This window comes from Arthrobacter sp. S39 (genome assembly GCF_004320525.1).
GTDB lineage: Bacteria > Actinomycetota > Actinomycetes > Actinomycetales > Micrococcaceae > Arthrobacter.
In genome coordinates this window covers 28,749-46,808 of record NZ_SIHX01000002.1, presented here as the reverse complement: position 1 = coordinate 46,808, position 18,060 = coordinate 28,749, and the positions used below count along the sequence as shown (strand labels likewise).

At 67.8% G+C, this 18,060-nt stretch carries 18 protein-coding genes; 6 read left to right on the top strand and 12 right to left on the bottom strand.

Annotation, left to right across the window (positions count from 1 at the left end; genetic code table 11):
- Positions 1-6 precede the first annotated feature (6 nt).
- A complete protein-coding gene (locus tag EYS21_RS04160; protein WP_131131954.1) occupies positions 7-240 on the top strand; it encodes a hypothetical protein in 234 nt (77 codons plus the stop codon).
- A 48-nt stretch (positions 241-288) separates the two neighbouring features.
- Positions 289-1,206 carry a diacylglycerol kinase family protein gene (locus tag EYS21_RS04155; RefSeq protein ID WP_131131953.1) on the top strand — a complete coding sequence of 306 codons (918 nt, stop codon included), beginning with the start codon at positions 289-291 and terminating at the stop codon, positions 1,204-1,206.
- A 161-nt stretch (positions 1,207-1,367) separates the two neighbouring features.
- Here the strand turns inward: EYS21_RS04155 and EYS21_RS04150 are convergent, their stop codons facing one another.
- The 8 genes from EYS21_RS04150 to EYS21_RS04115 form a co-directional block, all read right to left on the bottom strand.
- Positions 1,368-2,096 (bottom strand): aspartate/glutamate racemase family protein, encoded by a 729-nt coding sequence (locus EYS21_RS04150; RefSeq protein WP_131131952.1) that lies wholly within the window; start codon positions 2,094-2,096, stop codon positions 1,368-1,370.
- Positions 2,097-2,103: 7 nt separating this feature from the next.
- Positions 2,104-3,540: an amidohydrolase family protein gene (locus EYS21_RS04145; protein ID WP_131131951.1), complete on the bottom strand. Its 1,437-nt coding sequence runs from the start codon at positions 3,538-3,540 to the stop codon at positions 2,104-2,106.
- Between the two features lie 10 nt (positions 3,541-3,550).
- On the bottom strand, positions 3,551-4,339 hold the full coding sequence (locus tag EYS21_RS04140) for an aspartate/glutamate racemase family protein (RefSeq protein WP_131131950.1): 789 nt from the start codon (positions 4,337-4,339) through the stop codon (positions 3,551-3,553).
- Positions 4,336-5,019, bottom strand: a complete 684-nt coding sequence (locus EYS21_RS04135; RefSeq protein WP_131131949.1) for a GntR family transcriptional regulator — start codon at positions 5,017-5,019, stop codon at positions 4,336-4,338. The genes EYS21_RS04140 and EYS21_RS04135 overlap by 4 nt, the downstream gene beginning before the upstream one ends.
- A 58-nt stretch (positions 5,020-5,077) precedes the next feature.
- The gene (locus EYS21_RS04130) at positions 5,078-6,565 is read right to left on the bottom strand and encodes an amidase (protein WP_131131948.1); all 1,488 of its coding nucleotides are present in this window, start codon (positions 6,563-6,565) and stop codon (positions 5,078-5,080) included.
- A gap of 10 nt (positions 6,566-6,575) precedes the next feature.
- Entirely contained in the window at positions 6,576-7,943 is a 1,368-nt protein-coding gene (locus EYS21_RS04125; RefSeq protein ID WP_131131947.1) for an MFS transporter, read from the bottom strand.
- A gap of 193 nt (positions 7,944-8,136) precedes the next feature.
- Positions 8,137-9,495: an MFS transporter gene (locus EYS21_RS04120; protein WP_131131946.1), complete on the bottom strand. Its 1,359-nt coding sequence runs from the start codon at positions 9,493-9,495 to the stop codon at positions 8,137-8,139.
- 251 nt (positions 9,496-9,746) lie between these two features.
- A complete protein-coding gene (locus tag EYS21_RS04115; RefSeq protein ID WP_131131945.1) occupies positions 9,747-10,586 on the bottom strand; it encodes an ACT domain-containing protein in 840 nt (279 codons plus the stop codon).
- Positions 10,587-10,725: 139 nt separating this feature from the next.
- Between EYS21_RS04115 and EYS21_RS04110 the strand changes: the two genes are divergently transcribed.
- On the top strand, positions 10,726-11,778 hold the full coding sequence (locus EYS21_RS04110; RefSeq protein ID WP_131131944.1) for an FUSC family protein: 1,053 nt from the start codon (positions 10,726-10,728) through the stop codon (positions 11,776-11,778).
- A 7-nt stretch (positions 11,779-11,785) separates the two neighbouring features.
- On the opposite strand, the gene EYS21_RS04105 is transcribed toward EYS21_RS04110, so the two are convergent.
- Complete coding sequence (locus tag EYS21_RS04105) at positions 11,786-13,084, bottom strand: aromatic acid/H+ symport family MFS transporter (protein WP_242633283.1); 1,299 nt, start codon at positions 13,082-13,084, stop codon at positions 11,786-11,788.
- A gap of 141 nt (positions 13,085-13,225) precedes the next feature.
- On the opposite strand from EYS21_RS04105, the gene EYS21_RS04100 reads away from it, so the two are divergent.
- Both EYS21_RS04100 and EYS21_RS04095 read left to right on the top strand, forming a co-directional pair.
- A complete protein-coding gene (locus tag EYS21_RS04100; RefSeq protein WP_131131943.1) occupies positions 13,226-13,966 on the top strand; it encodes an IclR family transcriptional regulator in 741 nt (246 codons plus the stop codon).
- A 134-nt stretch (positions 13,967-14,100) separates the two neighbouring features.
- A complete protein-coding gene (locus EYS21_RS04095) occupies positions 14,101-15,291 on the top strand; it encodes a 4-hydroxybenzoate 3-monooxygenase (RefSeq protein ID WP_131131942.1) in 1,191 nt (396 codons plus the stop codon).
- 6 nt (positions 15,292-15,297) lie between these two features.
- Here EYS21_RS04095 and EYS21_RS04090 read toward each other — a convergent pair whose 3' ends face one another.
- On the bottom strand, positions 15,298-15,837 hold the full coding sequence (locus tag EYS21_RS04090) for a TetR family transcriptional regulator (protein ID WP_131131941.1): 540 nt from the start codon (positions 15,835-15,837) through the stop codon (positions 15,298-15,300).
- 56 nt (positions 15,838-15,893) lie between these two features.
- Here EYS21_RS04090 and EYS21_RS04085 point away from each other — a divergent pair, with 56 nt between their 5' ends.
- Positions 15,894-16,949: an FAD-dependent monooxygenase gene (locus EYS21_RS04085; RefSeq protein ID WP_131131940.1), complete on the top strand. Its 1,056-nt coding sequence runs from the start codon at positions 15,894-15,896 to the stop codon at positions 16,947-16,949.
- A 25-nt stretch (positions 16,950-16,974) separates the two neighbouring features.
- On the opposite strand, the gene EYS21_RS04080 is transcribed toward EYS21_RS04085, so the two are convergent.
- Positions 16,975-17,409 (bottom strand): hotdog domain-containing protein, encoded by a 435-nt coding sequence (locus tag EYS21_RS04080; RefSeq protein ID WP_131131939.1) that lies wholly within the window; start codon positions 17,407-17,409, stop codon positions 16,975-16,977.
- Positions 17,410-17,499: 90 nt separating this feature from the next.
- Positions 17,500-18,003 carry a GNAT family N-acetyltransferase gene (locus EYS21_RS04075; RefSeq protein ID WP_131131938.1) on the bottom strand — a complete coding sequence of 168 codons (504 nt, stop codon included), beginning with the start codon at positions 18,001-18,003 and terminating at the stop codon, positions 17,500-17,502.
- Positions 18,004-18,060: the final 57 nt, after the last annotated feature.

Sequence of the window (18,060 nt, the reverse complement as noted above, 5' to 3'; positions counted from 1 at the left end):
CACCCCATGACCGACCCGCAGACCACCCCCGACGCGTCCACCGCAGCCCGGCCGGCCCGTCCGGTCTGGCTGATGCCGGTCATCATGACCGTCGTCACCGGCGTCATCGGCATGGTCCTGGTGGCAGGCCAGGGGCTGTTCTGGATGATCGCTGTCATCGCCGTGGTTGATGCCATCGGTGTGTTCACCATCGTGCGGTCGTCCCGGATCAACGCACGGAACCAGGAAGCCCAAAAATAGGAAGTACGCTTACTGCAGACGTACATCCCACGCCAGCCGGAGGACTCCATGACTGACAGCAGCTCCCAAGCCCCCAAGCGGGCGGCCATCATCATCAATCCCGCCAAGCCGGTGGATGTTGACGTGCGTGCCCTGGCGGGGAAGCACTGCTCGGAGAACGGCTGGGGCGAGCCCATCTGGCTGGAAACCACCAAGGAGGACCCGGGCGTCGGCCAGGCGAAGGAGGCGCTTGAGCAGGGCGCCGCCGTCGTTATCGCCGCCGGCGGCGACGGCACCGTTAGGTGCGTGGCCGAGGTCCTCGCTGGCGGGGACGTGCCCATGGGCCTGCTCCCCTTCGGCACGGGAAACCTCCTGGCCCGCAACCTGGGCATGGACGTCACGGACTTCGACGGTGCCATGGCCGGGGCCCTGACGGGAACCGAGCGGAAAATCGACGTCGTCCGCGCCCGCCGGAACGACCCCGACAAGGAGCAGCTCTTCCTGGTGATGGCCGGCGTGGGCTACGACGCCACCATCATGGCCGACACCAACGAGGACCTCAAGGACAAGGTGGGCTGGCTGGCCTACGTGGACGCCGGCATCCGGAACCTGCCCGGCAAGCCCGTCAAGGCCACCATCCAGATCGACGGCAAGGACGTGGTCCACCGCCGCGTCCGCAGCGTGATGGTGGGCAACTGCGGCAAGGTCCAGGGCGGCCTGGAGATCTTCCCCGACGCCAAGGTGGACGATGGCCTCCTCGACGTGGTGGTCCTGGCGCCCCGGGGAAAGCTCGGCTGGTTCTCCGTGATCGCCGGCATGATCGGCAAGGGGAAGGGCAAGGACACCTCGGTTGAATACTTCCAGGGCAAATCCGTGGAGATCACCCTCGAACACAACGATGACTACCAGCTCGACGGCGACCACGAGGGCGAGGGCAAGCATGTCCTGATGACCCTGGAGCCGTCCGCCCTCACAATCCGGATGTAACGCACCGGCCGCCGTAACGCACCGGCAGCCCGGGCGCAGGCAGTTCCGGGGCACAGATTTTAAAGGTTCGACGGCGGCCCGCTCCCAGTGGGCGGGCCGCCGTCGGTTCTTGCCTGGGCTGCGGGAACTGCAGGCCGCTGGCCTGCAGGTTGCCGGGCGTCTTAGCCGGCCAGCAGCCTGCCCCACCTTGGTGCGAGCAAGGGGGACCCGGCAAGTTTGAGGCAGTGCCACAGTGTCACGGCCACGGAGTCCAGCACCGGAACGCCGGTTTCTGCCTCCACTTCCGCCGCGATGTTGGCGCCGTAGAGGTTGGTGCAGAGGTAGACCAGGGCATCCGGCCGGGCTGCGGCCAGCTCCAGCGAACCCGGCCGCATCTCGTCGTCCGTGACCCGGGCGAACGACTCGTTGTCGCTGAGCCCCAGGGCGCGGTGGCCGATGGTCTTGATGCCGTCCCGCTGGTAGGAGTCCATGACCGCGCGGTTGACGTCCTCCGTGTACGGCGTGAAAAGCCCGATCCGCTCCGTGCCGAAGGACTCGAAAGCCTCCAGGTACGCGAGCGTGGACGTGGTGGCCGGGATGCCGGTCGCGTCGGTGATTTCGGCGACCAGCTCCCGGTCGTGGTCCGCGCCGAGCCACGAGCCGGACGTGCCGTTCCAGGCGATGACATCCACGTCGGCCGTGGCCAGCAGCCCGGCGGCGGTGCGCATGACGGCGGGATCAAACTGCTTGTCCGAGGAGTCATCCAGGGCGATCCGGGTGACGGGGATCCGGGTGAAGTGGATGGTGACGTCGTCCCGGTCGCCCAGGATGCGGTAGCTCTGCGGCTCCAGGCAGGTATTGGAGGACGGCACGATCATGCCGATGCGGGTTTTGCGTGTTACGGAAGGCATGGTGGTCCTACTTTGCTGCTGAGAGGGGTGCGGGGGTCAGCGGTGACAGGGCGTCGCGGTGTTCGGTGAAGCCGTTGCGGGCCACGAAGCGGCCCACAGGGCCGGGATCCTGGAAGCCGGCGCCGTCCACCACCACACGCCCGGCGGAGACGACGACGGCGGGCCAGCCGGTCAGTGCCTTCCCCTCGAACGGCGAGAAATCAGTACCCATGTGCAGCGCGCCGCCGTCGACGAGGCGTTCTGAAGCGGGATCGAAAACGACCAGGTCGGCGTCGAACCCTTCCACGATGGCGCCCTTGCGCGGCAGGGCGTTGATCCGGGCCGGGCCCGCGGAGAAGACCTCCACGAAGTCCTCCACGGAGCCGCCCGATTCGGAAACGAGGGCGGTGAAGGTGACGGGCATGCGGGTCTCGACGCCGGGGAGGCCGTGCGGCATGAAGCGGACGTCGTCGGTGCGCTCGCGTTTCTGCGAGAGGTCGTAGCAGGAGTGGTCCGATGCCACGGTGTGGATGGCCCCGGCCGCGAGGCGTTCCTTGAGGGCAGCCACGGTTTCGGCGCTGCGCATGGGCGGGCAGCAGGCGTACCACTCGGGGAAGGCGCCGCCGTAGACGGTGTCGTCGAGGGTCAGGTAGTGCGGGCAGGTCTCGGAGTACGCTTCCTGGCCGCGCCCGCGGGCTTCGGTGACCAGGTCCACGGCCCCGGGGGTTGACTGGTGCACGAAGTACACGGGAGCTCCGGTGTACTCGGCCATGGCGAGGGTTTCCTTGACGGAGGTTTCCTCGGCCAGCTCCGGCCGGGTGCGGTGCAGGTGTTCGATCCCGATGCGGCCGTCCGCGGCGTGCTGTTCCGTGCAGTCGGCGATGATGGCGTCGTGCTCGGCGTGGATGTAGGTGAGGCCGTCCAGCCGGACCATTTCACGCATGACCTTCAGGATGGTGTCGCCGTCGGCCATGGTGGAGCCGCGGTTGGTGGTGTACATCTTCACGGAGCGCACACCTTCGGCGGCGAGCTGCTCCAGCTGCCAGGGCACGGTCTCGTCCCAGCTGACCACGGAGCCGTGCAGGGCCACGTCGCAGCGTGATTCGGCGGCAAGACGTTTCTTGTTCAGCACCGCGTCCAGCGGGGTTTCCTGGGCGTCGCGGGGAATGCCGAAGTCGATGATGGTGGTGGTGCCGCCCCACAGCGCTGCCGTGGAGGTGGTGCGGTAGTCGTCCAGGGTGCGGAAGCGGCCGGTCACCTGGGCCACGTGGCAGTGGGCGTCAACGCCGCCGGGAATCACCAGCCGGCCGCTGGCGTCCACGGTGCGGGTGGCTGCGGGCACGGGCTGGGAGGCGTCGACGAGCTGGGTGATGCGGCCGCCGTCGACCACCACGTGCGCGGCCTGCCGGCCGAAGCTGTTGACCACGGTGCCGTGGGCGATGACGAGATCTGGGGTGTGGGACATCGTTGTCCTCCTACTTCTGCGTGGCTGGCCGTGCGGCCGGGGCGGTGACGTTGGCCTGCGCGGCGGCGAGGGCGGCGTCGAGGTTTTCGGACAGTCCGCTGCGGCGCTTGACGGGCGGCGGCGCGAAGGCGCCCTGGCGGTGGAAGCCGGACTGCAGGGCGACGACGGCTTCGGTCATCCGGATGCCTGCGGAGATGCCGTCCACCACGGGAACGGGGATCTGCCCTTCAAGGTCGCGGGCCAGTCCGGCGAGCGGGGCACCTGCGAGGATCACGACGTCGGCGCCGTCCTCCGCGACTGCCTGCCGGCTGAGTGCCAGGAGGGTTTCCTTGAAGTCAGCCTGCACGGAGCCGATCGAGTTCAGGCTCTGGTTGATGGACCGGATGGAGGCCAGCCGGCCGCCGAGGCCGAAGTGTTCAACGCAGTCCCGGTACCAGGCGGTGATGCGGTCTGAGATGGCGATGATGGAGAAGCGCTGGCCCTGCAGGGCTGCGGCGCAGAGGGCAGCCTCGGTGATGCCGATGACCGGAACGTCCACCAGTTCCTTGAGGGCCGGCATGCCTGGATCGCCGAAAGCGGCGACGACGATGCCGTCCACCTGGCCGTGGTACTCGGCGATGATCTCGGCGACGGCGCCGGCGGCGATCAGGGATTCAAAGCGGGTTTCGATGTATTCGACGCCGTGCCCGGCGGTCCGTACGACCAACTCGGTGTCAGGTCTGGCCGAGCGCAGGGCTTCGGCCTCGATCAGGGCGGTCACGTCGTTGCTGATGTTGGGGTTGATGACGAGGAGTTTCATGTTCGTTTCCGTTGGAGGGTGAGTTCGGCTGCGGGGGAGTCTTCGGGGAACTGCTCGCGGTACTTACCGATGTGCGACGCCGATTGGACGGCTGCGCGTTCCGGGTCGCCGCTGGCGATGGCTCCGTAGAGCTCACGGTGTTCCTGGATCAGTTCCGGGAGGTCGCTGACGTGGCGGAAAAGCCAGTGCATACGGCCCTGGAGGGGTTCCAGTGCCGAACGCAGGAAGTCGTTGTTGGCGATGCGGGTGATTGCATCGTGGAATTCGCTGTTGGCGCGGTGGGCATCCATGATGGCGCCCTTGGCAAGGCAGCGGTCCGCCTCGTCCAGGAGTCCCTGGAGCTGCTCAAGGTCTGCCTCGGTGGCGCGCGCGGCGGCCAGGCGGCAGGCGAGGACCTCAAGGGACTGGCGGACATCGAAAAGGTCCTCAACGTCCTTGGCGCTCAGTCCGCTGACCTCCATGCCCCGGGAGGCGCGGTCCCGGATGAGGCCTTCCTGGCGGAGCATCCGGAGGGCTTCCCTGACCGGGAGCCGGGAGACGTTGAATTCCGCGGCAAGGTCGCGTTCCACGAGCCGGGTGCCGGGCGCGTAATGCCCTTCGAAGATCCTGGTGCGCAGGGTATCGCGCACGGCTTCCCGCAGGGGGCGGTCCGTGTTGGGGTTCTCAGGTGCAGCCAGCATCTTTGCTCCATTCGTGGTTTTTGAGTGACTCTACGTCCTCGGCGGCATCCATTTCTGTTCAGTCCGCCCGCCGGGAACTCAACGGGGGAGGGCTGAAGCGGCCAAACGCCCGTTCCAGTGCCGCGGCCACGGCCAGTACCTCGCGGTCGCGGTAAGGCCGGCCCACCACCTGGATGCCCACCGGCAGCCCTTCGTTGGACAGCCCGCACGGGACCACTGCCACCGGGCAACCGAGGATGCTGATGGCCCGGCAGCACGATCCCAGCTCGGTCCAGGGAATATCCTTGCCGCTGACGGTGAAGCTCCGGATCCGGGGATCCGACGCCGGTACGCTCGCCACCGGGAGGAGCAGGATGTTGTGTTCCTCCATAAAGCCCAGGACCCGGGCCCGGATGGCATCCCGCTCCGCGGCGGCCCGGCGGTACTGAACCACGGTGCCCGGTGTGGCACCCAGCAGGGACGTGCCGAGATTGGCGCCGAGTTCATCCTCGCGGCCCGTGGCAAGCTCCACGACCTCGGGCATCCCCTCGGCGGTGCGGAGGGCCACGAAGGCAGTTGCTGCCCGCTCGATGCCCGGCGGCCGGCCGTGCGTTACAGGAACGCCCTGGCCTTCGAGAACCTCCGCGGCGTTCCGGACGGCGGCCACGAGATCGTCCCGGACGGGGTAGGTGCCCTCGTCCTCGAACCAGGCCGCGGTGATGCCGGCCAGGGAATCCACCGGACCGCCCAGTGGCACCGGCACGGTGGAGGGATCGACGCCGTCCGGCCCGGCGAGGATGCCGAGCAGCACGGCGAGGTCCTCCACGCTGCGGGCCAGCCAGGCCACGGTGCCCAGCCGGTGCAGGGCGGACATCGAGTTCGGGGCGGGAAGGCTGCCGTCCGCCGGCGGAACGTAGGGCAGCAGCCCGGTCTCCGGGACCAGGCCCGGGGTGGGGCGCAGGCTGGCGATGCCGGTGCAGTGCGCCGGCCAGCGGATGGAGCCGCCGAAGTCGGTGCCGATCCCGAAGGCACTCATGCCCGAGGCCACAGCCGCGCTGTCCCCGCCCGTGGAACCGCCCGGGGTGAGGCTGGTGTCCCAGGGGTTCCAGGTGTCTCCGAAGAGCGGGTTGCGGCTGTGCGTTTCCACCGCGAATTCCGAGCAGTTGCCCTTGCCCAACAACACCGCGCCTGCCTCCTGCAGGCGGCGGACCGCCGTCGCTGACTGCTCCGGAACGTAGTCCCCCAGAAGGGGACTTCCCGCCGTCGTCCGCAATCCCTTGGTGGCCAGCGTGTCCTTCACTGTGAACGGGACCCCGTGGAGCGGGCCCAGGAGCCGGCCTTCCGCGGCTGCCGCATCCGCAGCCTCGGCCTCTTCACGGGCCAACGGGTTGAGGGTGACCACGGCGTTCAGGCGCGGATTCGCCTGGGCGATCCGCCCAAGGTGCTGTTCCAGGCATTCGACGGCGGTCAGCCGGCGTTCCCGCAGGGCGGCGGCCCACTCCACCATGGACAGGCCGGTCAGCTGTTCGCTGGTGGGCTCTGCGGGAGGCAGGACGGTGTTGTTCATTTGCGGACCTCTACTTTGCCGCGGCGGTCAGCTTGCCGGCGTCGGTCATGGCGATCTTGGATGTTTCCTTGGCAACAAAGACGCAGTAGACCATCAGCAGCAGGGCCGCGGACAGGTACCCGGCCACGGAGAACCCGGTGCTGGTGAGGGTGATCAGTTGGATGGCGATCAGCGGGGCGAAGCCGCCGCCGAAGACTCCCGCCAACTGGAAGCCGACTGCGGCACCGGTGTAGCGGACCTTGGTGGGGAACAGTTCGGGGATGAAGGACGCCACGGGGGCGTACATCGCGGCCACGATCACCAGGCCGATGGCGGGGGCGATCATCACCAGGAACGGATCCCTGGAGTTGAGCATCGCGATGAACACGAAGCTGTAGATGATGCCGGCTACGGCGCCGCCGATCATCACCGGGCGGCGGCCCACCTTGTCCGAGAGCGCACCGAACAGCGGGATGGCGATCATCTGTGCGACGGCGGAAACGGTGGAGGCTGCAAGGGCCAGGCTCTTGGGCAGGCCGAGGTGTTCGGTGCCGTAGACGAGGACAAACAGGGCGAAGATGTAGAACGCGATGTCGCTGCCGATCCGGGCACCGACGGCCAGGGCCAGGGCTTTCTTGTAGTGCGTGAAGACGTAGAGCAGCGGGGCCTTGACCTCTTCCTGCTTCTTCTCGCCGGCCTTCCTCTCTGCAGCTTCGAAGACGGGGGATTCGGCGAGCTTCATCCGGATGTAGAGGCCGATGGCCACCAGCAGGAAGCTGATCAGGAACGGGATGCGCCAGCCCCAGGACAGGAACGCGTCCTTGGCGAGTACGGAGGTCATCAGGGTGAAGATGCCGGTGGCCAGCAGCAGGCCGGTGGGGGCCGCGCTCTGGACCAGGCTGCCGAAGAAGCCGCGGCGGCCGCTCTTGTCCGACTCGGTGACCATGAGGGCGGCGCCGCCCCATTCGCCGCCGATGCCGATGCCCTGCAGGAAGCGCAGGGAGACCAGCAGGATCGGGGCCCAGACGCCGATGTTCTCGTAGGTGGGCAGGAGTCCGACGGCGGCACTCGCCAGGCCCATCAGGAGCAGGGTGGTGACCAGGACGTTCTTCCGGCCGATCTTGTCACCGAAGTGGCCGAAGATCGCGGCGCCCAGCGGCCGGACTACGTAGCCTACCGCGTAGGTAGCCAGCGCCAGCAGGAGGCCGGTGGCCGGGTCCGAGCCGGGGAAGAACAGGATGGGGAAGACGATGGCGGCTGCTGTGCTGTACGCGAAGAAGTCGTAGTACTCAAGGGTGGTGCCGACGAAGCTCGCGGCGACGACCCTCTTCATTGAGTTCCCGCCGCCCTTCGTCGGGGCGTCGGAAACGGAACCTTTGGTTTGGGAGTTGATCGACATTTAGCCCTCCTGGGCGGTGAGTCGGTGATACAGGACCGGGTGGGAATTGGGGTGGGAAGTGAGGATTTCTCCACCGAGTGCTGATTTGGGATCCCAAATATGACGGTAGATCGTGGACAGTTCCATGTCAATGGTTTTGGGATCCCAAACCGGATTTGCAGCGTGATGCTGGCGCCTGGCGCCGGTTCAGAGGCTAGACCGGAAGGCGCTTGTTGTAGTTCAGGGTCAGCACGGAGGCGCCCATGATGATCGCGGACCCAACAAAGTACAGCAGCGCCCACGTGTAGGAGCCGGTGGCCCCGACAATGAGGCCCACAACGATCGGGGTGACGAAACCGGCGATGTTGCCGCTGAAGTTCATGGCGCCGCCCAGGACCCCGGCGTTGGTCCGGCCGCCCAGGATGGAGGGGATGCTCCAGAAGAGGCCCACCCAGCGGAGGAAGAACATGACTACGGACAGCAGCACCACCGCCGTCGTTGGATCCGCCACGATGGTGACGCCCACCAGGCCGGCAATGACCACAACGCTTGAGGTGCCCAACAGGGTGCGCATGACCAGGTTGGCCGAGGCGCCGGAATTGCGCCACTTGTCGGCGATGTGGCCGCCCAGGATTTCGCCGACGAAGCCGGCGCCGAAGATCACGAACGTGGACCAGCCGATGGTCTTCAGGTCGAAGCCCTTGGCCTGGGCGAGGTAGAGCGGACCCCACGTGAGCAGGCCGTAGAACACGCCGTTGAAGCCCAGCCAGCCGAAGCACATGGCCCAGAAGGAGCGGAACCTCAGGTACGGGAGCAGGGCGCGCTTGCCCTTGGAGCCTTCCGCAGCGGCCTCGGCGTCCTCGGCGGCGTGGGAAGCCTCGATGTACTCGGCCTCGGCGGCGTTGACGCCGCGGTGCTGGCGCGGATTGTCGCGGACGTACCACCAGACTGCGAGCCCCATGAGGACGGTGGCGGCGCCGGCGATGATGAAGGCGGTGCGCCAGCTGCCGGTGGAGGCAATGAGCCCGGCGATGAGGATGCCGCCCAGGCCGGCGCCGAGCGGGGCTCCGGCGTCCAGGATGGTGGCACCGCGGCCGCGCTCGGACTTGTGCATCCAGATGGCGTTGAGCTTGCCGCCGGCGGGCATAACGCCTGCTTCGGTGACGCCGATGCCGAGGCGGGCGATGAACATGCTGAGGAAGCCGCCGGCCAGGCCCGAGGCGGCTGTTGCGGCGCCCCAGCCGACGCACGAGGCTGTCATGACCTTGCGCGGGCCGAACTTGTCGATCAGCAGGCCCACCGGGATCTGCATCAGGGCGTAGGTCCAGAAGAAGGCGGACAACAGGAGGCCCACGAGTTCCGGGGCGAGATTGAATTCCTTTTGGATGATGGGCAGTGCCACGGAGATGGAGCCGCGGTCGATGTAGTTCACGGCGACGAGGACCAGCAACAGCAGGAACAGCTTCCAGCGGACGGTGGTGCGCCGTTGCACGCCGTCCTTCTGCTGTTCGGTGCTGGTCTCGGGATTCAGGGTGTCGTCAGCGGGTGCTGTTTCGGTGTTCGGAATGGACACAGCTTCTCCTTCACGGGGAAGTTACGGATGGGGAACGGATCCGGGATTGGGAAATAAGGCCCGCGGGTGGGCGGGGATTGAAGGGCGGGGCCTTCGGATGGCGCGTTGGGGAGCACCGGAAAAGCATTCTGCATTTTTGGGATCCCGCTTTGGGATCCCAAAATCAAAGGTAGAAGTGACCCGCGCCACTGTCAAGGAATTTCTGCAATTGCGCTGGCGCGGGCCTTAAATACGGATTGTGACTGGCCGGGCTAGCGCTTTGCTGCCGCCGCGGGCCGATGCGCCAGGATTTCGGCGAGCTCCGCGAGCCGGTGTGCCCGTGCTGACTCGGCGGGCGTGAACGGTTCGCCGGGCCGGACAAAGGTGAGCGGTCCGTGCCAGGCGGTGGGGACTTTCAGGCGCGTCCCGGCGTCGTGCTTTTCCAGGACCGCCTCCGCCGGGGTGAGGATCCGGGCGCGAAGCAGTTCGGCCACCGCCAGCGGAAGCTCGTCCGGTGCGTCGGCGATCCTGGCCGCCAGGCTCAGCGCCTTCGTCTGGCCGTCTGCCATCGCCAGTGCGGTGGTGGGCCATACGTGCGAGCGGGAGCCGCCGCCGTCGTGCAGCGCATCCAGCAGCTGGCGCTCGCTGAGGTTTCCGGGCGCGGACAGCACAAACTCGTCCAGCACGCCGCCGGCCACCGGGTGGACGTGGATGCTCAGGATGTTGGTGTCCAGGCGGGCCAGTGCCCGGGTGATTTTCTGCAGCGAGCCCGGCTGGTCCTGCAGCACCGTGCGCGCCCGCCACAGCGACGGGGCCTTGCCCAGCTTCCTGCGGTGGCGCAGGGCGGGTGCGTGCAGCCAGCCCCGCAGGACGCGGGCAGCGGACGGCTCTGCCACCCAGATCACCAGGATGGTGGCCGTGAGGGTGAGCACCAGCACCTTGGCCAGATAAGGCAGATGAGTCCCCACCACCAGGGCGTGGACGAGAAGCTCGATGGGAAGCATCACGGCGATATTCGCCACAGTGAGGCGGGCCTTGGTCGGTTCCGGCATCAGGCCGCAGACTTCGCAGCTCAAATCAGCCGCGGCAGGGTTGCTTGCGGTGGGCTTCATGTCTCAAGGATCACGTGGTGCTGTTTCGGGGGTGTTGCCCCGCCGTTCCGATCGTGGGAACGGACCGCAACGTAGGATTTACGTGGACGTCAGTGCGGCCGCCCGTCAGATGCAGACTGCAGGAAGGCGCCCTACCCCCGTGAAAATGATGGCTGAGATGTTCAGCATTGCTCCCGGCGACAAGGACCACCACCCGGCCCTCCGGTGCGCCGTAGGTGTGTTTGTTCCGCTCCTGACGCTGGTGCTGCTGGGCCGCCTCGACCTCGCGATCTTCGCGTCCTTCGGCGCGTTCACCGGGATCTACGGCCGCGGCGAACCGCACGGCACGCGCTTTGCACTGCAGCTCCGTGCCGGACTGCTGATGCTGCTGGTCATCCTGCTCGCATCACTCGCCGCCCGTGCCGGCGGGGTTCTGGGGATGGATGAGTCCGGCACCACGTGGCTCCTGGTCCTGGCCACCACACTGGTGGCGGGCGGCTGCTCGGTGGCCATCTCCTGGTTCCGGCTGCGGCCGGCGGGTTCCCTGTTCCACATCTTCGCGTTCGCGGCCATCGCCTCCATCCCCAACCAGCCGCCGCTCGCCGAAGGCATGCTCGTGGCCGTGCTGGTCACTGCTTTCTGCCTGCTGATCGGTTTCTCGTCACGGATGCTGCCCAGCCACCGCTCGCCCTGGGCCTGGCCGCGCCCGCTTCGCCGCACCCCCGATGAGCGCCGGGCGGCGTGGCTCGAAGGCGCCGGCTACCTGGTGGCTGCCGGGCTGGCCGGAACCCTGGCCACGTGGGCCGGGCAGTGGCTGGGGTTCGGCCATAACTACTGGGCCATGGTGGCCGCGGTCGTCCCTTTGGTAGGGCACACCACGCGGCACCGTGTCCGCCGTGGCGTGCAGAGAATCATCGGCACGGTCCTGGGCCTGGTGGTCCTGGCCGGAATCCTTCTCCTGGGCCTCGAGCCGTGGCAGACCGTGCTGGTCATGGCCCTCTGCCAGTTCGGCGCCGAAATGTTCATCATCCGCCAATACCTGGTGGCGCAGGTCTTCATCACGCCGCTGGCCCTGATTTCCACCCTGCTGGTGGTTCCGGCCTCCCCGGCCATCCTGCTCCGGGACCGCATCATCGAGACCGTCATCGGTGCCGCCGTCGGCATTGCCGTGGTGCTGGCGCCCACCCTCCGGCGGCGGCTCCGGCGGGCGTGACGCCCGGCTACTCGCCCGGCAGGTCCGCGGACTGTCCGACGGCGGCGGGCCGGGCGGGTGCCGGCGTGATGGTGTGGGGGACGGTCACCAGCGCCACGACGGCGATGACGGCCGCTGCCGCGAAGGCGTAGAACCCCCACGGGTAGGCGATGCCCGCAGCAACCAGCGTCCCGGTGACGGCCGGACCCATGATGGCGCCGAACCGGCCCACGCCGGCCGCGAAGCCCAGGGCGGTAGCGCGCAGCCGGGCCGGGAACAGCTGGCTGACCCAGGCGTAGACCAGCACCTGCGAGCTGAACACAAACACGCCCGTGACGAACACTGCGGCGTTGAGCAGCAGTTCGCTCTGGATCTTGACGCTGAGGATGGCCAGCAGCACGGCCGAGAGGCCGAACCACAGCAGGACGATCTTTTTGGTGCCGTGCTTGTCGGCGAGGATGCCGGCCACCACCAGGCCAACTACGGCGCCAACGTTCAGGACCAGCAGCAGCACCAGGCCGGTGCTGACGGTGTAGCCCGCGGCGGCCATCAGTTGCGGCAGCCAGGTGTTCAGGCCGTACACGAGCAGGAGTCCCATGAAGGAGGCGACGGCGATGGCCACGGCCACCAGCGGGTAGGGCTTTTTGGCGAGGTCCCGGAAGCTTGCGCGCTGTTCGACGGCGGCGGGTTCCGCTGGGTGTTCCTGCGCCGCTTCCCCGGGAGACGTGGCCACTGCGTGTGCGTGCACCGGAGGCAGGGTTTCGGGGAGCTTGAACCAGAGGAACGGCACCAGGGCGAAGCCGGCCAGTCCGCCCACCACAAACATGATCCGCCAGTCCGGCACCACGAGGATGGCCAGGAACGCCGTGGCCACGGCGCCCACGTGGTAGCCCGTCATCGTGCGGGTGGTGGACTTGCCGGCGTTGCCGGCCGGGGCGTAGTCGTTCATGTAGGCAAGCGCCGCGGGCAGGCAGGCGCCCAGGCCCAGCCCGGCCAGCAGGCGGAAAATGCCAAAGACGGCAACATTGGGGGCGAACACCACGGCGATGGTGAAGATGGAGAACCAGAGGACGCAGGCCACCAGGAGCCGGCGCCGGCCGAACCGGTCGGACAGCGGAGCGATAAAGAGCGCCCCGATCCCCACACCCACCAGCGAGATCGTTGCGGCATAGGTGGCGCCCACAGCGTCGAAGCCCAGATCCTGGGTTTTGATCAGCGTGGGGATGACGGTGCCCAGGACCACAAGGTCGAACCCGTCAAGGACCATGGCCAGCCAGCAAAGCCACACGGGCCATTTGGAGCGGTGTTGAACTGGCGTCATTGGCATTGCAAACCTCGGTACATCGTCGGACGGAAAATCGTGGCGGCACCCGGGCCGCGGGCGCGGCAGTGCAACCCTCACTGAGAGTTGTATCACCGGGGAGTGTAATCTGGGACAAGTTTCACCATTCAATGGAAGCGATGGATCATGGCCAATTCAGTCTCGGGGGATTCCGTGGTGGACCGTGTGGTGCGGGTGATCTCCGCCTTCCCCGAGGGGGTCAGCAGCCTCCAGCTCTCCGATCTGGCCGCCCGCGCCGGGCTGCCGCTCACCACGGCGCACCGGCTGGTCCGGCAGCTGGCCGCCCACGGCCTCCTGGAGACCGGGGCGGGCGGAACCGTGCGGCTGGGGCTGCGGCTCTGGGAGCTGGTGAACCGCAACTCACCCACGTTGGCGCTCCGGCAGGCCGCGATGCCGTTCATGGAGGACATCCAGCAGGTCCTGAACCAGAACGTGAACCTGGCCGTCCTGGACGGCTGGGAAGCGCTCTTTGTGGAACGGCTGTCCCACCGCGGGTCCGTGGCCAACCGGGCCAGGGTGGCAGGAAGAATGCCCGTCCACATTTCCTCCGCCGGGCTCGCCCTGATGGCCCACCAGGGGAAAACGCTGCAGGGTGAATACCTCGACCAGTTTTCGGATCCTGCCGGAAAGGTAACGCGGGATGCCGTCCGCGGACTGCTCAGCGAAACTGCCCTCCAGGGCTTCGCGCAGCTGGCCGGCGTGGTTGATCCGGACACGTGGGGCATTGCCGTGCCCGTCCTGGACGGAAGGCAGCGCGCCGTGGCGGCGCTCGGCGTCGTGGTTCCTTTGCGGGAGATGCGTCTGCAAGCGCTGGTTCCCGCGCTGCAGACTGCCGCGCGGGGCATCGCCCGGCGCCTGGGTGACTAGAAGACGCCTAGACGCTCCTTCCGCTGAACGGAATTGGTGTTACGCCTGTCACGCCTTCGGTTGCACACTGATAGCCAGACTCACCCACCAGGCCCACAACCACCGAGGGCCCCGCAACGAAGCGAGAACACGCCATGGCAGCACGCAAAATCATCACCACCCAGGTGGCCATCATGGGCGCCGGCCCCGCCGGGCTGATGCTGTCCCACCTGCTCGCCAAAGCCGGCATCGACTCCACCGTGATCGAGGTCCGCAGTCACAAGGACATCTCCGAAACAGTCCGCGCCGGAATCCTGGAGCACGGCACCGTCAACATGCTGGTGGACAGCGGAGTCTCGGACCGCGTGCTCCGTGACGGCGACCGGCACGACGGCATCGAGCTGCGGTTCAACGGCGAAAGCCACCGCATCGACTTCAAGGACCTCGTGGGGGAGTCCGTCTGGCTCTACCCGCAGACGGACGTCTTCCTGGACCTCGCCGCCCGCAGGAAGGCCGACGGCGGCGACGTCCGCTACAGCGTCACGGACACCACCGTCCACGACCTCGAAGGCAGGCCGAAGGTCTGGTTCACCGACGCCGACGGCGTGGAATATGAGATTCAGGCCGAATTCGTCGTGGGTGCCGACGGTTCCCGCAGCCACTGCCGCTTCCAAATCCCCGAAACCAACCGGAAGTGGTACTTCCACGAGTACCCGTTCGCCTGGTTCGGCATCCTGGCCGAGGCCCCGCACAGTGCCGATGAGCTGATCTATGCCAACTCCGCCAACGGCTTCGCCCTGATCAGCCAGCGCACTGAGACCGTGCAGCGGATGTACTTCCAGTGCGATCCCAAGGAGAACGTGGCCGACTGGGACGACGACAGGATCTGGGCCGAGTTCCGCAGCCGGGTCAACGGCAACGGCTTTGAACTCAAGGAGGGCCCGGTCATCGACAAGATGGTCCTGCCGTTCCGCAGTTTTGTGCATACGCCCATGCGCCACGGCAACCTGTTCCTGGCCGGCGACGCCGCGCACACTGTTCCGCCTACCGGCGCCAAGGGCCTGAACCTGGCCATCCACGACGTCAAGGTGCTCTTCGAAGGACTGGACAGCTACTACAACTCCGGCTCCACGCACCTGCTGGACACCTTCAGCGACCGCGCCCTGGAGCGGGTGTGGAAAGCCCAGCAGTTCTCCTACTGGATGACCACCATGCTGCACACGCCCGTGGACGCGGACGACTTCTCCCGCGCCCGCCAGCTGGGCGAACTGAACTCAGTGGTCTCCTCCCGGCACGGCATGGCCTACCTGGCCGAGGCGTACACCGGCTGGCCGGGCGCCCGGTAAGGGGCTCTAGGGTGCCAGCAGCCGCCGGATGGCCGCGGCGATGGCCGCAGGGTCCGGCTGCTCGTCCCGCCTGACGGTGAGCAGGTGCAGCAGCACGCCGTCGCCATAGTCGGCCAGGTCCCGTGCCCGGGCCGCTGCGTCCGCCACGCCTAAAGCGGCCAGTGCCTGCTCCAGGCCGCCCATCAGCCGGAAATGGCCGGCAGTCACGGCTCCGGGCTTGTCCAGGGACAGGGCCAGGCGGGCGCGGGTGAGACCCGCGTGCTGCCCGGCCAGCGCCAGCGCCATGGCAGCCAGTTGGGCTGCCAGCTCCTCAATGTCCTTCGGCGGCCCGGTCCGCCCCCGGTCCTGCAGGAGGGCGCCATCCAGCTGCTCCAGGCGGTCCAGCACCGCTTCGACGAGGGCGGCGCGGTTCCGGTAGTAGTTCGACGTCGTTCCCTGGGGCAGCTGCGCCGCGGCGTCCACGGCCCGGTGGGTGAGGCCTTTCATCCCCTTGTCCGCCACCACGGTCAAGGCGGCGTCCAGGAGTTGGGTCCGGCGGTCAGGCATGGGCCCAGTGTAATTGACCCCTTCCCAGTCACTACAAAAGTAGTAGAATAGCGCCCATGAAAGCGATCTCGATCGTTGGCGGAGGAATTGCCGGGCTGGCACTGGCTGCAACCCTGGACCCGGCGCGGTTCCACGTGACCGTTGACGAAAAGCGGCCGGAACTGCCCACCGTCGGCACCGCGCTGGGGATGTGGCCCAACGCCCAGCGGGCGCTGGCGCGGCTGGGGGTCCTGGAGGAGGCGCGCGCGGCAAGCCCGGTGCTTGGCAGCGCGTCAGTCCGGAACGCCGGGGGTGAGCCGTGGGTCACCGTCGACGCCGGGGAGATGTTTGGTATTTCGCGGATTGACCTGCTGCGGCTGCTCGATGCCGCCGTGCCCGGGACCGTCCGCCGGATTACCAGCCATGTCAAGGACCTTCCGGCCGAAGGCAGCCTGGTGGTGGGGGCCGACGGCGTGCACAGCATGGTCCGTCGCGAGGCCTGGGGTGCCCGCACCGCCGCCCGGCTGACCCCATACTTTGCCTTGCGCGGGTCCGTGACTTCCCCGGTCGACCCGGACCGCTTGGGCGAATACTGGGGCCGTGGCGACCTGTTCGGCATCGTTCCGTCGCCGGACGGGTTCTTCTGGTACGCCAGCTACCGGTCCGGGCTTGGCCCCTATGGCATCGACCTGGCCTCAGCCCTGGAACAGGCACGGGAGCGCTACGCCGGGCACGCGCCGGCCATCCGTCAGGTGCTGGCCGCCGCCACTCCCTCGGACTCCCTGGCGCAGCGCATCTGGACAACCCCGTACCTTGGTTCGTTCGTCCGCGGCAGGACTGTCCTGGTGGGCGACGCCGCGCATGCGATGCTCCCGACCCTCGGCCGTGGCGCGTGCGAGTCGTTGGTGGACGCGGTGACGCTGGGCGACCTCCTCAACACCTTGCCCGAAGACCATGCGCTGCGTGCCTACAACCGGCAGCGGCGGCTGCGGACCCAGGCCCTGAGCCTGGCGGCCGCGGCGCTGGGCCGCGTCGCGTTTGCGGAAGCCGGCCAGCCTCTGCGGGACCGCCTGCTCAGCGTTGCCCGGCGACGCAACGCACGCGCCGCCGTCGGCAGCGGTTCCGCCGGCTGACCGCAAAAGGTGCGTGCCGCCGTCGTCAGTCCTGGGCGAGTGTCTCGGTGAGGTGGTGCGTCGGGATCCGGTCCCGGTCGTAGGTGATCTCGGTGTAGCCGTGCGGCTCGGGCTTGCCGGACGGACTGAGGTTCACAAAGACGATTTCCTCGATGGTGAGGATGCTCTGGCGCGTGATCATGTTGCGGACCTCCGCCCGCATGGTCAGTGAGGTCCGGCCGAAGCGCGTGGCGGTCAGGCCCATCTCGATCAGGTCGCCCTGGACAGCCGAGCTGACGAAGTTGATTTCGGAGATGTACTTGGTCACCGCGCGGCCGTTGCCGAGCTGGAGGATGGCGTAGATCGCCGCTTCCTCATCGATCCATTTCAGCAGGCTGCCGCCGAACAGCGTCCCATTGGCGTTGAGGTCCTCCGGACGGACCCATTTGCGCGTCCGGAAAGTGATGTCTGCTGATTCCATACGGTGAGGTTAGCCGACGGCGGCGGGCGGAACGCACTGGCCGGCGCAGTGTGACGCCGGCCGCCGCCCCGCCTGGTGCCGCACCGCCGGTCAGGCCATGGCCGTGTGCGCGGCGCTGTGCGAATCGATGGTCTTCGCGTAGCAGTAGGAATGCGCCACCCCGATGTACGGGCCGAAGTTGGGCACACCCTCAAAACCTGAGTTTTCGTAGAAGTTCCGGCCATCCGGCTGCGCCGACCCCGCCTCGGCCTTGATCCGCGTGATCCCTTGTTTGTAGGCCTCGGCTTCGAGGGCCGCCAGGATGGAACTGGCCACCCCCGAACCCCGCGTGTAGGGGAGGACGTAGAGCCGCTTGATTTCCGCCGTGGAGGAATCCAGCAGCCTCAGGCCGCCACAGCCCACCGGCTGCCCGGAACCCTTGTCGTACGCCACCAGGAACACGGCGCAGTCAGCGGACGACGGCGGCGGGCCGGGTTCGTGGTCAGGGGTGCCAAAGCGGGCGTCCAGTTCCGCCTGCTGGGCCCTGCGCAGGTCGGCACCCACGGGGTTCGACCAGGTGACCTGCCTGATGTTGAGTCGGGGATTGGTCTGCATGGCTGCCTCGTTTCGCCGAAGGGTTATGCCTGATAAGCCTAAGAGGGCACGGTTACC